Origin of the sequence: Pseudomonas petrae (assembly GCF_021728295.1) — a bacterium.
Lineage (GTDB): Bacteria > Pseudomonadota > Gammaproteobacteria > Pseudomonadales > Pseudomonadaceae > Aquipseudomonas > Aquipseudomonas petrae.
Genome location: NZ_JAKJXE010000015.1, coordinates 88,290 through 102,449, shown reverse-complemented (window position 1 = coordinate 102,449; position 14,160 = coordinate 88,290). Strand labels below are relative to the sequence as shown.

Sequence of the window (14,160 nt, the reverse complement as noted above, 5' to 3'; positions counted from 1 at the left end):
TGCCCGCGATTGCGATTCGACAGGCAATACAGATGTGTTGGGCGTACCGACGTCATCGCGGGCCAGCGCGCTCCTACAGGAGGGATGCAGAGCTCATGCATCCGCGTTCACCAGTAAAATCCGCCCGCTGGAGCAGGCCGCTTCGCCATTGCGATAGGCGAAATGCAGCTTGCTGCGCTCAGGGTCGAAACGCAGGGTCAGGCTGATGCGGTCGCCGGGGCGCACCAGTTTTTGAAACTTCAGCACTTCCATGCCGGCAAAGCGCGGCGGCAGGTCCATCAGACGCTGGGACAGGTTCATCGCCCAGTCGACTTGCACCACACCGGGCAGGATCGGCGTGCCCGGGAAGTGGCCGGGTAAATGGGCGAGGTCCAAGGGGACGATCAATTCCAGTCGCCACTCATCGTCGTGCTGCTCTTGGGCGACCAGATCAGGGACGTGCGTGCGCGGCGACACCAGCAGGGTTTCAATCAGCGCTTGTGGCAATTTGCCCTGGGCGTTGAGGGGCAGGTGGCTCAGCAGGCGCCAGCGACGCGGCAATGCCAGCGCTTCGCAATACGGCACCAGATGCTGACGCAGCGCCTGGGTCAGCGCGCGCCGACCCTGATTGCGCAGCGCGTGCACGCCGCTGGCGCTCAACACCACCAGCGCACCCAGAGACGCCCGGTTTCCCCGGACCACGGCGAGGCGTGCTTCGCTGACCCAGTCATGGGTTGCGAGCGCTTGCTCCAGAAGCGGCAGGGAGATGCGTTTCTCTTCCAGTTTGACGATGCGGTCCAGCCGGCCCAGCAGTTCGAAATGGCCATCTTCGAGGAAGCGCACGGCGTCGGCCGTCTGTTCGACATGGCCGCTCGGCAGGTACGGCGATTCGATCCGCAGGGCGCCGTCGGCATTTTGGCTCAACGAGACGTCGTCGAAAGCGCGCCACAGCGTGTCGCCCTGGCGCCAGGCAATGCCGCCGGTTTCGGAGCTGCCGAGTATCTCGCTCGGCCACTGGCCCAGCCGCTGATGGAGGCTCGCTGCGGCGTCGGCCGGCAGCGCACCGCCGGAAGAGAACACCCGGCGTACGGCGCTCAGGTGGCTCCAGTCGAGATTGTCGCCCATGCGCTTGAGCAGTGCAGGGCTCGCCACCCAGGCGAAGGATTCATGCTCGCGGCTGGCGCGTTGCAGGTCTTCGGGAAACGGCAGTTGCTGGCGCACAAAGCTGCGTCCGGCGCACAACGGCCACAACACCCGGAACAGCAGACCATAAATGTGCTGCGCCGCCACGCTGCCGATGATGCAGGCATCGCCTAGGTCCGCGCCCCACAGGCGTTCAAGGGTGCTGACTTCGTTGGCCAGTTGACGCAGGCGTTTCTCGATCAGCTTCGGCTCGCCACTGGAGCCGGACGTGCACAGGCTCAAGCTGCACTGATCCAGATCGAGCGATGCGGGGGGAAGCGGATCGGCGTTCAGTTGATCGAGCCGGGTGTCGCCCGGCAGATCCGTCAGCCACAGGTCGACATGACCGGCCCAGCGCTGCCTCGTTTGCGCCTGCAAATCGGAAGGCAGCAACACCGCCACGCCGGCGCGCCAGGCCGCAAAAAGTGCGATGGCCAGTTCAGCGGCGTCTTCGAGGTGCACCGCCAGGCGTGTCACGCCACGTTGCTGCAATGCGGCAGCGACACACCGCGCGCGTTCCTGCAATGCGGCGTGGCTGAAGGCGGGAGCATGGGCAACGGCGCGCTGCGGATGGGCGTCAAGCAACAGGTGTTCGAGATCGATCCAGCTCATGCCCGCCCCCGGACGCGCTGACGAACGATCCACTCACCGGCGAACAGGAGGCCCATCAAGCCGTAGGCGATGAGCCCTGTGTATAGCGTCCACCAGCTCAGCGGCGCCCAGAGGGTCAGCGCGGCGGCGACGAGGCCGTTGAATAGAAAGAACAGGCACCAGACGCGGGTGACCTGGCGGGTGTAGCGAACCGCGACGGGCGGAAGGTCGGGCTCTGTCAGGCGTGCCAGGCGCTCGATCAGCGGCATGCCGCGCATCAGGCTCAGTCCAAACAGGGTCAGCATGAAGCCGCTGATCAGCACCGGGTACCAGCGCAGCAATTGCGGGCTGTTGAACAGCCCGAGCAGCAGGCAAAAGCCCATCGCCGTCAGCGCCATCGGCACGCCACCGGGACGTCGCTTACCGGTCAGCGCACGCACCGCCCACAGCGCGCCGAGCAGCAGCGCGAATTGCCAGGGGGCGAAGTGGCCCATGCCGAAGTAGACGGCAAACGGGTACAGCACACCTGCAAGCACCAGGACCAGGCCAATCACACGACTCATGCGGCGCTGTGGACCAGACGATAGACCGCGTCAACGACATCGCCCACGGTGCGCACCGACTTGAATTCTTCGGCGGCGATTTTCTTGCCGGTCTTGCGCTTGATGTGGTCGATCAGGTCCACGGCATCGATGCTGTCGATTTCCAGGTCCTGATACAGATTGGCTTCGAGCGTGACGCGCTCGGGTTCGAGCTCGAACAGCTCAACCATCGACGAGCGCAGGGTGTCGAAGATGTCTTCACGGGATTGCATGTTCTGTCCTCAGGCCACTTGGCGCGCGCTGACGAATGCCGCGAGGCTGTCGACGCTGGTGAAGTGATTGCGAGTGTCTTTGGCGTCGGCGTCGATCTTGATGCCGTAGCGTTTCTGGATGGCCAGGCCCAGCTCCAGTGCGTCGACCGAATCCAGCCCCAGGCCTTCGCCGAACAGCGTCTGGTCGTTGCCGATGTCGTGGGTGCTGATGTCTTCGAGGCCCAGGGCGTCGATGATCAGCTGTTTAATGTCCTGGTGCAGATCGCTCATCTGTGGCGAGCTCCTTGATGAAGTGTTGATGCAGATACTCGTTGAGCTTGCGCGACGCCACAGGGGCCGGGCCAAGCGCGGCGAATGCCGCTGGATCGATGTCGTTGCCCACGCACAGATGAAAATGCGGGCGGCGCAGGGGAATGCGATACCACGGCTCGGCCTTGGTCAGCGTGGTCGGCGACACATGGATGGTCACCGGCGTAATGACGTGGGCGCCGCGCAGGGCAATGGCCGCAGCGCCGCGATGGAAGGCGGGCGCATGGCCGGGCTGGGTCCGCGTGCCTTCAGGGAAGATGATCAGGGTTTGCCCGGTCCGCAGCAGATGCGCGGCTTGCTCCAGTATGTCGGCGCTGCCGTCGTTACTGACGTAGCCGGTGGCCCTGACCGGGCTTCGGGTGAATACGTTTTGCCACAGGCTCTGCTTGACCACGCAATTGGCGTCGCGCACCAGCCCGATGAGAAACACCACGTCGATCAGCGACGGATGGTTGGCAATGATCATCTGCCCCGGGCGGCCCAGACGCTCGGCGCCCTGGATTTCGTATGTCAGCACGCCGGCGTTGCTCATGATGCGGATAAACGCCCAGAACAGGCGGCTGATGGTCCGGCGGGCGCGGCGTTGATGGCTGCAGGCATCCCCGGGCAGCAGCGCCAGCAGCGGGAACACGAACACACGCAGGCACAACCCGCCCACACCGAACAGGGCAAAGCTCAGGGCCGTGGCCAGCAGGCGCCAGTAATAGGCGTCGCGGCTTTTGCTCAGCGGTTGTGTTGCCAGTTCCATAGCCGATTCTTCCAGGGATGTTGCAGAGCGCTCTGTTGTGTCGACAGCGCACGTAAAAGGTTGAGCGCGTGGGGCCACTGGCTACGATCGGAATTCGTCTCGACCCGTTCGCGGGTCGTCAATGACAGCTGCCACTCATCCCCCGGCGTCAGCAGCAGGCCGAGTGCATAGGGAAACGGCACATCGTCGATCCACGGCGCGTAGGCAGCAGGCGGCTGCTCTTCGGTGATCACCAGCAATACCGCCGGCGCACCTTCTTCAAGCAGGGAGGCCGCTTCGACGACGCCATGTTCAAGCCCGTCGCCCGCACAGGCCAGGGCAGTCATCTCACTGGTCTCGCCGCGCAGGATCGACCACAGGCCGATAACGGCGTTGTGCACGGACAGGCTGAACTGGGTGGGCGACAGCGGCTCGTCGTTGGCCAGATCGCTGAGGATGTCGAAGGTCCGGGGCGTTTCGCCGTGGCGGGAGACGAACACCAGCGGCAATCGCTCCAGACCCTCTGCCAGCGGCCAGCCTACGCTGAAGGCCATGCGGGCCAGACGGCTCAACCGGCGGCGTTGCATGGCCGGCAAAAATGAAACGTCTGGCGCTGCGTCCGTCGGGGCGGGGATCACGGGTTCGTGGCTCCATTGGCGCCACTCTTCGACCGACATCAGCCCCGGCGCCCACGCGCGCCACTGTGCAATGTTGAACTTGATCACAAAATTATCCTGCCCTGACACGGGCATACTTCCGGGCTTCGAGTCTCCGAAGTGGCACCAACCGTGGCGCGGCGCTATCACCGAGTGGCGGGCATTATCCCGATGCCCAGGCACCGAGGCAAACGTTGAAACAAAAGGCTTGTTTACTGGCGATTATTCTTACTGGTATGGCAGCGGCATCTGACACTGTTTTGTAGGAGCAATAGGGCCGCCTGTGTTGCAGGCTTCGCCTTTACAGTCAGATTTTTCCGAGAGACTCGCCCTACTCATCGCGATTGCCTAGACTCGGTACCATTCATCGGGTCGCAGGCGATCCTTCACGGCTAGACAGCAACAGGGAGTCTTACATGCGGCGTGTGGTGTTCAATCAGAAGGGCGGCGTTGGCAAGTCCAGCATCGCCTGCAATCTGGCGGCTGTCAGTGCTCATGAAGGTTATCGGACGCTGTTGATCGATCTTGATGCCCAGGCCAACTCGACGCAGTACCTCACCGGTCTGACCGGTGACGAGATTCCCATGGGGATCGCCGATTTCTTCAAGCAGACCTTGTCGTCCGGGCCTGGCGCTAAAAAGAACCAGGTCGACATCTATGAAACGCCCTTCGACAACCTTCATGTCGTGACCGCCACGGCGGAGCTGGCGGATCTGCAGCCCAAGCTGGAAGCCAAGCACAAGATCAACAAGCTCCGCAAACTGCTGGATGAGCTGAGCGAAGATTACGAGCGCATCTATCTGGACACGCCCCCAGCGCTGAATTTCTATGCGGTATCGGCGTTGATCGCGGCGGATCGTGTGCTGATTCCGTTTGACTGCGACAGTTTCTCCCGTCAGGCGCTGTACGGGCTGCTCAAGGAAATCGAAGAGCTCAAGGAAGATCACAACGAAGATCTGGAGGTGGAGGGTATTATCGTCAACCAGTTCCAGGCCCGGGCGAGCCTGCCCCAGCAGATGCTTGATGAGCTTATCGCTGAGGGGCTGCCGGTGCTGCCGGTCTACCTCACCAGTTCGATCAAGATGCGTGAATCACATCAAGCCAATATGCCGCTGATCCATCTGGAGCCGCGGCATAAGCTGACTCAGCAATTTATCGAGCTGCATCACTTGCTGGAAACAGGTGCCGGTCATCGCTGACTGAGGCGATACAAGGAAGGATGACTGCTCAGGTAAGCGGCGCGTGGCTTTCCCGACGGGCTCGGGTCATGTGCCTGGCTCGCTTGCGCGCTTTTTCGGCCATGTCCTTGGGGATGTCGATGGTCGCGTCCATGTCGGCCTGAAGCTGGTCCTGGCTGGCGATCAGCCGATGGGTGCCTTCCGCGCAGCCGCAGCGCACCGCCTGGCCATGCGTCGCCACGGCCACGAGTTCGTCGATGAAGGTCGGATTGCCTTGGGCAATGAAGCCGATCTGCGCACACCGCTCGCACCAGACCGGATCGCCCATGCGCGCCAGGCGCCGGTCTTCCCATGTGTGCGAACCTGAAGCGTTCAACACCACGCCGCCGGTTGTCGTTAAATCGCCCTCTCTGACCACGTATGTCATCGCTAACTGCTCCAAGGTGCCGATAGAAGAGGCGAAGCCTAGTCGCAGATATTGATGAATTCGGGGCAAAGAAGCGCTTTCAGAACATGCCTACAGCGCTCGCTGTCACGCACTTCAAGCGCTGAAGAAACGCCTTTCATATTCCCTGACTGGTTAGCCAGGCCATCAGCTGTTGCGACGGCATCGCGCCACTTTGCCGGGCGACTTCACGGCCGTCCTTGAACAGGATCAGGCTCGGGATCGAACGAATTCCCAGTTGCGCGGAAAGCTGCTGATTGGCCTCACTGTCCAGCTTCGCCAGCCGAACCCGCCCGCTCAGCTGAGTTGCCGCTTGCTCGAACGTCGGCGCGAAGGATTTGCACGGCCCGCACCACTCCGCCCAGACGTCCACCAGCAACGGCAGATCGCCTTTGATCTGGCTGGCGTAATCGCCCTGCGTCAGGTTGAACGGCTTGCTCAGCAAAACCGTCTGCTTGCAGCGCCCGCATTTCGGCTGGTCGCTCAGCCGTCCGGCAGGGATGCGATTGAGCCCGTTGCAATGCGGGCAGGGGATCAGCAGTGATTCGGACATGACAAAGACCTGAGTAGGATTGATGACCATTACGTGGAGTCTGGGGGGTGGGTTATCAAGCTCTACGGCTGCACCTTTAGCGACGGGCTGTCATCAATGGCGGTCGGCATTCATTGATCACCTGAAATGCCAGGTGTGAACTACCCCAAATTTCACCGCTTGTTTAAGCACCCACGCCTAAAAAGACTCAAACCTGAAGACGCGACGAATTCTCGCATCAGCCTTGGCCCAAGCCGCCCAATGCGCGCGTTAAGCCCAATCCTCGACCGCTGATTATCCGAAAGTACCCCCCGTTTGCCCAACTGTTCGCCCTGCCTGCCCCTCGCTAGTGTCGACGCGAGGGGCTGACTGACGATGCGCGTTGGCCCCTGCCATCTAATAGCCAGGGAGTCGCCCATGATCAGCCAGATCCAGGCCGCCGTTGCAGCGGTCGTCTCGAACAAAAAGCCAATCCTTGACGCTGTTGCAAGCGGCGATCCAAAGACTGTGGACAAGGCTGCGCCGGCGACTACCGACAAGGCGACTTTTTCGACACTGGCGGCTCAACTGAACGAGAGCGCAGCGCGAGCCGAGAAGAGGGACGCAGGGATGACCCACGCCGAGCTGGGGCAATACGGGCGTAATCGCATCAATGAGTTCTTGATCGAAAGCCGCGAGGCCAACAGCGGCACGCGGGCCATGGAAGTGCCGAAGACAAACGACCCCGAATTGCTGGATCGTGCGCGCGAGGCCAGTGCGTTCGTGACCCGGACACTGGCCGGTGACAAGAACGCCAAAAGCCCGTTTGAGAACCTCTCCCGTGGGCAACTGAACCTGATTGCCTTTGACGACAGCGGAACCTTCACCCTCAACGAGCGGCGTGCGGCCTGGCAGGGCGTGCAGAAGATGGACGAGGACTGGCGCAAGGTTGCGATAAACGAGGGCGTGATCGAACAAGCTCGAACGGGCAAAGCGACCCGGTTTTATAACGACGCTCTGAGCTACCTCAAGTCGCTGCCGGCGATCGAAAAGGCGGTGAGCTATCCCAAGGGAGCGGAAGCCATCGTGGAAGCGCGGATCAAGAGCGACCTCACGCTGCCCGGTTTGCCGGGGCCTTTCGGACGCCAGGCGCCAGACCGCAAGCTGACCCTTTACGACATCCTCGCCGGCATCGTTGACACCACCAAAGACAAGAAATCTGACCCGAACAATATCGTGCACACCAAGAAGTTCTCGCCCCGTACTTCGCCGGTGCCGACTACCGCGGCTCAGGAGGTTGAGAAGCCAGCGGTTTCGAGTGCCGGTACGCAAGTTTCTGCTTCACCGAAGCCTGCAGCTGAAGCCTGATCATCGAGGGCGCCTGCCGCGCTCGCTCGATGCGCTCCAAAGTAGCTATCCGTTCGGGTAGTAGGAATTTAACGCGATGCCTGATTAGCTTTTTTTAGATCTCATAAAAAGGAGGATTTAAAAATGAACTCTAAAAATAAAGTTAATACAGTGTTGCTGTCTTTTACTTTGGCCACGGTTGGGATGGTAAGTGCAGGACCTCAGGTCACCGTAAACTTTAAAAATAAAACCGATGAAAATGCAGTTTATGTGCGTGGAAGTAGCAGCAATGAACTGACCACATACTCGAACGCATCACCTAAACCTGAAGCCGTGGCGGCGGGGGCCTCGACCAGCTTCAACGTTCGTCCAAGCGATGCGTCTCCAATAAGCTACGCCACCGTGTGATATCAAGCCGGGTTCAAAACCTGCCAATTTACAACCAGCTATTTGATGAGCTCTACACCGGGAGGTGTCCGCACGCCTAAGTGGAACAGAAGTGCAGTGTCGGGCGGCGGTGCCAGATGCGACGTTACTGTCACCTCCGTCAATTACTCCAACCACAATTGGGTAGTGAACTTCATCATGCGCTGATGACGCAAACATGAACCGAAGCTGCCTATTAGTGGCAGCTTCGGCTGCGCGTGGTATCAGAAAAGGGATTTCTATGCTTTCCACTATAAGTTCGGCCACACGAGGTCCTTTGAGTGCAGGCGAAGTTGAAAAAACGCCGTCTGCCGGGTTGCCAGTCTTAGACACTGAGCGGGCGCCGACTGCCTCACTAATGTCTCAATCGGAGGTCGCGAGCGTGTCAGTTCTGGGGCGGCAGCTAAGCGACAGTGCGGAGCGGGCGAGTCAGCGAGAACTGACGATGTCCTGCGATGAGCTGGCGGCCTATGCGGCCAGGCAAAAAAGCAGGTTTTTGTTCGATGGGTATCAAGCCGGAAAAGCCCGGCACGATCTGGAGACGCCGCAAACCGATGATCCCGAGCTTCTGGATCGCGCCCGGCAAGCTACTGAATACGTGAACCGTTCCAGCGCTGGCGACTTGAATGCGAAAAGTCCCTTCGCGGGCCTTTCACGGGATCAGTTGATCCTGATTGCCTATGACGACCAAGGCGGCTACACCATCAATGAGAGGCAAGCCGCTTGGCGCGGCAGTGCGCAAATGGAATATAAGTGGACGCAAGGCGCCATTGCCCGTGCTCAACTCGAAAGCAGTATGACCGGCAAGGTGCCAGTCTTTCTGAGGGAGGTGTTGAACTACTACAAAGCGCTGCCGATGATCGAAAGGGTTCAGGACCGTTATCCCTGGAATTACGAGGCAGAAATGGAGGCAAAAATCGCAGAGGAGCTAGCGCTGCCGGCGGGAGGCGAGCGCGAACCCCAAACGCACATACTCAACCTTTACGACATCCTCGCTGCCATGACTGATCCGGAAAAAAAGCGCTTAGAGCGCGAGGATCCGGCATTGCCCGAAACGGTGGAGGTTTCACCTGACCTCAACTTGCCCCCACTCACGACGAACAACTGATCTCCAGATGCTTGCCCCAATCCGGCGGACGCTGTGCATAGCCCTCCATTCCGGGCTGTTCGTCGAACGGTGTGCACAGCACCTGATGCAGGCGGCGCACTTCACTGTCGTCGCCCTGTTCGGCCGCTTCGATGGCGCGTTGGGCCAGGTAGTTGCGCAGGATGTACAGCGGATTGACCGCGTGCATGCGCGTGCGGCGATCCTGTTGACTGGACTCGGGTTCGCGGGCGATGCGGGCTTTGTAGGCGTCGGCCCAGGCGTCGAAGCCGAGCATGTCGATGAAGTCGTCGCGCAACTTCCCTACCGCGACGTCGGCTGATTCCTCCCCCAGATGGCGGAAAAACAGGGTGTAGTCGACGCCGCTGTTTTGCATCAATTGAAGCAAGCGCGCGATCAGCTCTGCGTCATCGTCTTCCGCCGTCGTCAGGCCCAGACGTTGACGCATCAGGTCCAGGTAATGTGCCTGATACAGCGGCAGAAACAGCTCCAGCGCCTCACGCAGTGCCTCGACGGTGACGAAGGGTGTTAGCGCCTGAGCGAGCGCGCTGAGGTTCCACTGGCCGATCGGCACCTGATTGCTGAAAGAGTAGCGGCCTTCGTGATCGGAATGGTTGCAGACGAAATGCTGGTCGAAGTCATCCAGAAACGCGAACGGGCCGAAGTCGAAGGTGATGCCGAGAATAGACATGTTGTCGGTGTTCATCACGCCATGACAGAAACCATAGGCCTGCCATTTGGCAATCAGCTCGGCCTGACGCTCGACGATCACGCGAAACATCGCCAGGTGCGGTTCGGGCTGTTCCAGGCACTCGGGGTAGTGCAGGGAAAGCACGTGATCGGCCAGCTGCTTCAGCTGTTCCGGCTGTTTGGTGTAGAAGAAATACTCGAGGCTGCCGAAACGCACGTGGCTTTGCGCCAGGCGCAGCACCATCGCCGCTCGCTCTTGGGTTTCGCGCCACACCGGGGTGCTGGAGCCGATCACACAGGCCGCGCGACTGGTCGGGATGCCCAAGGCATGCAGGGCTTCTGAGGCCAGAAACTCGCGAATCGACGAGCGCAAGACAGCACGACCATCGCCCATGCGCGAATACGGTGTCTGCCCGGCGCCCTTCAGGTGCAGATCCCAGTGTTCGCCGGCGTCGTTGTACACCTCGCCGAGCAGCAAACCGCGGCCATCACCCAGGCGCGGGTTGTACGAACCGAATTGATGGCCCGAGTAAACCATCGCCCGCGGTTCTGCTTCGGCCCACAGTTTGTGGCCGCTGAAAATCTCGGCAAACACAGGTTGTTCTGCTTGAGCGAGGTCCAGATCGAGCAACGCGAGGGCCGCTTCGCTGGCAACCACGAGCCGTGGGTCGGCAATGGGCTCGGGCAGGACGGAGGTGGAAAACGCATCGCCCAGACGGGCAAAGCGATTATCGAAGGTCAGCTCGTCGAGGGCTTTCAAGGGATGCCTCCAGCAGAATGTCCGACCATTCTGCTGGGTTTTTCCCGGTCAGTCGAGCTTGGCTTCGGGCGGCTCCGGTGCATCTTTTGGCGCCGGGGGCACAGCAGCGGGCGGCGTAATGGTTTTCTGCTCGGGCTCGATAGGCACCATCTTGTACTCCTGTCCCTGCATGTTTTTGAGGTAAACCTCCATCTGCCGGAACGAGATATTGATGTGCTGCTGCTTGAATTCCTTGTTGATGAACCGGTTGATTTCGTCGAGCACCGGGTTGCGGTCGCCCAGGTCACGCACGTGCATGCGCAGCTCGTGATCGAGGGTGCTTTCACCAAAATTGAGGAAGTAAACGATCGGCTCGGGCTCTTTCAAGACCCGCGGATTGTCACGGGCGGCCTTGAGCAACAGGTTGCGCACCAAGTCCAGATCCGAGCCGTAGTCCACGCCCAGCTTCAGCGTCACGCGGGTGATCGTGTCGGTCAGCGACCAGTTGATCAGTTGCCCGGTGATGAACGTCTTGTTCGGGACAATGATGTCCTTGCGGTCGAAGTCGGTGATGGTGGTCGCGCGGATGCGGATCTTGCTGACCGTGCCCGACAGGTTGCCGATGGTGATCGTGTCGCCGATCCGCACCGGGCGCTCGAACAGGATCATGATCCCGGAGATGAAGTTCGCGAAGATCTCCTGCATGCCGAAACCCAGGCCGACCGACAGCGCCGCCACCAGCCATTGCAGCTTGTCCCAGCTCACGCCGAGCGCCGAGAGCGTCGAGACAAAACCGACGCCGGCGATGGTGTACGACAGCAGCGTGGTGGTCGCGTACGAACTGCCCTGCTTGAGGTTGAGTTTCGACAGCACCAGCACTTCCAGCAGGCCCGGCAAGTTGCCGGCCAGCACGAAGGTAATGCCGATGATCACCAGGGCGCCGATCAAATCGCCGAGGCTGATCGGCACCATGCTGATGTTGGCGCCGGTGCCGCTGGTGTATTCGTACAGCGTGATGTTATCGAGGTACGAGAACACCGAAATCAGGTCGGCCCAGACGAAGTAGAGCGCGCCGATGAAACCGGCGATGAGTGCCAGACGAATCAGGCGCAACGACTGCTGGTTGACCTGCTCGATGTCCAGCGTCGGCTCTTCGATCAACGTCTCGCCTTCGCCGGCTTCTTTCGCGGCCTGACGCTTGCTCAGTGCGCGCTGATACGCCAGACGGCGCGCGGCCACGCTCAGCCCGCGCACGAAGGCGGCTTCGATCACCAGCCACAGCATCAGCAGATACAGCGTGTCGATCAAGCGATCGCTGAGTTTCAGCGCGGTGTAGTAATAGCCAAAGCACACGGCGATAAACAGCGCGACGGGCAGGGCGGTGAAGGCCAGACCCACGGCGCGGCGAAACAGCGAGGCGCTGTGGTGGGTCGGACTGGTGAGCAGCAGGCGTGCGAGCAGCCAGGTCATCAGGGCGTAGCACGTCAGCACCACGGCGATGCCGATGACGTCGTCGGCAAGCGCCGACGGCTCGTGCTCGGCCACGGCGACCACGGTCACCAGCGCCAGTACCACCAGACCCAGACGGCGGATCCAGCCGCGCAGGAACTCCACTTGCGGTTTTTCCCAGCGGAAGTGCAATTGCGCCACGCCGCCCGGCGCAAGAATCCGGTAAGCGGTGTAGAACACCAGCCAGGCCAGTGCCACTTGCAGCAGTGCCGAACCCAGATTGACGTTCTGCCCGCGGGCGTCGATCTGCAACGCGAACGCACACACCGCCAGGGTCAGCGACAACGGCATCGCCAGCAGCACGTTGATGAAAATCGCCAGCGGCGTCTGCCACTGCCTGTCCCGCTTGAAGTGGCCGATGTCGGCGTGCAGTCGATTGAGCTTGTCGTACAGCGCCTTGCGTTTCCACATCAACGCGCCGATCACCAGAAACAGCGGCAGGAAGATCAGCGGACGCTGGGTCAGTCCGTCATACAGCTCGCTGACACTGGACGTCCATGGCAGGGTGGTGACCTGTTTGACGAGTCGCGGCTGGACGCGCTCGAACCACTCCAGATCCAGCGGCTTGTTGCTCGGAATCCAGAACATCTGCTCATCAAGGGTGGCCCGCAGGCTGTTGGCCGTGCTGACCAGCTGTTTCTGATTGAGCTGCAGGGTGATGGATTCGTTGAGCAGCGCACTGAGTTCGCGATTCAGCCGCTCCAGCAGGTCGCTGCGAGTGGTGGCCAGATCAAGCAGCGTTTTGCGCAGCGCGGGCGTGACGTCCTCCGGCTTCTGCGTCGCCAGCAGCGTGTCGACGTAAGCGCTCGGGCTGCTCATCTGCTCGCGCTGCTGATTGACCTCGAATTGGTACAGGCGGATGTCGGCGATTTCGTCGGCCAGACCGCTGTCGAGCTTGAGCTTGGGTAAGGATTGCTTCTGTTTGTAGAGGATTTTCGACAGCAGCAGACTGCCGCTCAACACGTTGATTTGCTCGTCCAGCGCCTGATCGGTTTGCGTTATGGCATCCAGCTGGGTCTTGGTCTTGAGGTTCTGCTGGGTCAGCTCATTGAGGCGGTCAGTGCCACGCAGCAGGTAGTCGGAGAGCTTGAGGTTGGCGGCGCTTTCGGTCGCCAGCAGGCTGCTGCCGCCAGCTTTCTGCGCTTCAAGGGACAACTGCGTCACGGTTTCCTGGGACTGGGCGCGACGCTTATCGTTGATCAGCGTTTGCAGGTCCTGGATTTCCTGATCCTGACGATTGACCTTTTCCGTAAGCAGGTCGCGCTGGCTGCCGCCCAGGTCCTGCAACTGGCTGTTGCCGGCGAGCTCCTGACGACGCAGCGCAATCAATGCGTTCAATGAGGTCTGTTCAGCGTTTAAAGCGTTGCGCTGGTCGGCGTTGATGGTTTTGCCACCGTCCTTGCCGGACTTGAGGATGCCGTTAATGGCCTGAATGCGCGTCTGGCTGCTGCTGATCTCGGCCTGGGCGCGTTCTGGCCGGGTCTGCGCGGTGATGGTCAGGCTGTTGGCGTCATTGAGGGCTTTTTGCAGATCAGCCTGCTGGGTGCTGCGCTGACTCAGTACTTGCTCAAGCTGCGGCACGTCCAGATTGGCGTAACGCTGCGCGACCGGAATGACTTTACTGGCCTTGAGCTTGGTCAGTTCGCGCTGGTTCTCGGCGGTCTGCCGGGGCGCGTCGGCCAGCTGCTTTTTCAGGTCTTCCAGCTTCTGCTGGTTGTCCTTCTGGCTGGACAGGAACGTCAGCGTCTGTTCGAGCACCTGCTGCAGTGCTTTCTGGTCGTCAGCGGTCAGTTTGCGGTCGGCGATCTTGTCCAGACTGCGCTGGACGGCTTCGCTGGACAGGGGAGGCGTATCGGCGGCATGCGCCGGTACGGACGACAGGCAAAGCCCAAGCAGGGCGGAGGCAAAAAGGTTACGCAGCGTGAACATAGACACCGGGTCGAGCGAGCAGA

General features: G+C 60.9%; 14 protein-coding genes. 4 read left to right on the top strand and 10 right to left on the bottom strand.

The features are described from left to right. Positions 1-93: 93 nt before the first annotated feature. The 6 genes from L4G42_RS22175 to L4G42_RS22150 are packed head-to-tail and all read right to left on the bottom strand — an operon-like array spanning position 94 to position 4,354. Complete coding sequence (locus tag L4G42_RS22175) at positions 94-1,773, bottom strand: acyl-CoA synthetase family protein (RefSeq protein WP_237253526.1); 1,680 nt, start codon at positions 1,771-1,773, stop codon at positions 94-96. Next, positions 1,770-2,315 (bottom strand): COG4648 family protein, encoded by a 546-nt coding sequence (locus L4G42_RS22170; protein WP_237253525.1) that lies wholly within the window; start codon positions 2,313-2,315, stop codon positions 1,770-1,772. The genes L4G42_RS22175 and L4G42_RS22170 overlap by 4 nt, the downstream gene beginning before the upstream one ends. Then, on the bottom strand, positions 2,312-2,566 hold the full coding sequence (locus L4G42_RS22165) for an acyl carrier protein (protein WP_192171184.1): 255 nt from the start codon (positions 2,564-2,566) through the stop codon (positions 2,312-2,314). The genes L4G42_RS22170 and L4G42_RS22165 overlap by 4 nt, the downstream gene beginning before the upstream one ends. Positions 2,567-2,575: 9 nt before the next feature. Next, a complete protein-coding gene (locus L4G42_RS22160) occupies positions 2,576-2,836 on the bottom strand; it encodes a phosphopantetheine-binding protein (protein ID WP_192171183.1) in 261 nt (86 codons plus the stop codon). Beyond that, the gene (locus tag L4G42_RS22155) at positions 2,811-3,623 is read right to left on the bottom strand and encodes a lysophospholipid acyltransferase family protein (protein ID WP_237253524.1); all 813 of its coding nucleotides are present in this window, start codon (positions 3,621-3,623) and stop codon (positions 2,811-2,813) included. The genes L4G42_RS22160 and L4G42_RS22155 overlap by 26 nt, the downstream gene beginning before the upstream one ends. After that, entirely contained in the window at positions 3,599-4,354 is a 756-nt protein-coding gene (locus L4G42_RS22150) for a beta-ketoacyl synthase chain length factor (RefSeq protein ID WP_237253523.1), read from the bottom strand. Before L4G42_RS22150 ends, L4G42_RS22155 begins: the two co-directional genes overlap by 25 nt. A 320-nt stretch (positions 4,355-4,674) precedes the next feature. Here L4G42_RS22150 and L4G42_RS22145 point away from each other — a divergent pair, with 320 nt between their 5' ends. Beyond that, the gene (locus L4G42_RS22145) at positions 4,675-5,457 is read left to right on the top strand and encodes a ParA family protein (RefSeq protein ID WP_237253522.1); all 783 of its coding nucleotides are present in this window, start codon (positions 4,675-4,677) and stop codon (positions 5,455-5,457) included. 28 nt (positions 5,458-5,485) lie between these two features. On the opposite strand, the gene L4G42_RS22140 is transcribed toward L4G42_RS22145, so the two are convergent. Together L4G42_RS22140 and trxC are read right to left on the bottom strand one after the other, a co-directional pair. Then, positions 5,486-5,863 (bottom strand): PAAR domain-containing protein, encoded by a 378-nt coding sequence (locus L4G42_RS22140; protein WP_237253521.1) that lies wholly within the window; start codon positions 5,861-5,863, stop codon positions 5,486-5,488. A gap of 136 nt (positions 5,864-5,999) precedes the next feature. After that, positions 6,000-6,434: a thioredoxin TrxC gene (gene trxC, locus L4G42_RS22135; protein ID WP_237253520.1), complete on the bottom strand. Its 435-nt coding sequence runs from the start codon at positions 6,432-6,434 to the stop codon at positions 6,000-6,002. A 396-nt stretch (positions 6,435-6,830) separates the two neighbouring features. Here trxC and L4G42_RS22130 point away from each other — a divergent pair, with 396 nt between their 5' ends. The 3 genes from L4G42_RS22130 (at position 6,831) to L4G42_RS22120 (ending at position 9,273) form a co-directional block, all read left to right on the top strand. Further along, the gene (locus L4G42_RS22130; RefSeq protein WP_237253519.1) at positions 6,831-7,760 is read left to right on the top strand and encodes a hypothetical protein; all 930 of its coding nucleotides are present in this window, start codon (positions 6,831-6,833) and stop codon (positions 7,758-7,760) included. A gap of 123 nt (positions 7,761-7,883) precedes the next feature. After that, the gene (locus tag L4G42_RS22125; RefSeq protein WP_237253518.1) at positions 7,884-8,147 is read left to right on the top strand and encodes a hypothetical protein; all 264 of its coding nucleotides are present in this window, start codon (positions 7,884-7,886) and stop codon (positions 8,145-8,147) included. Positions 8,148-8,610: 463 nt separating this feature from the next. Then, entirely contained in the window at positions 8,611-9,273 is a 663-nt protein-coding gene (locus L4G42_RS22120) for a hypothetical protein (RefSeq protein WP_237253517.1), read from the top strand. Here L4G42_RS22120 and selO read toward each other — a convergent pair. Further along, positions 9,257-10,720, bottom strand: a complete 1,464-nt coding sequence (gene selO / locus L4G42_RS22115) for a protein adenylyltransferase SelO (protein ID WP_237253516.1) — start codon at positions 10,718-10,720, stop codon at positions 9,257-9,259. The two genes, L4G42_RS22120 and selO, sit on opposite strands and share 17 nt — an antisense overlap. Before the next feature lie 48 nt (positions 10,721-10,768). Beyond that, positions 10,769-14,137: a mechanosensitive channel MscK gene (gene mscK / locus L4G42_RS22110; protein ID WP_237253515.1), complete on the bottom strand. Its 3,369-nt coding sequence runs from the start codon at positions 14,135-14,137 to the stop codon at positions 10,769-10,771. Positions 14,138-14,160: the final 23 nt, after the last annotated feature.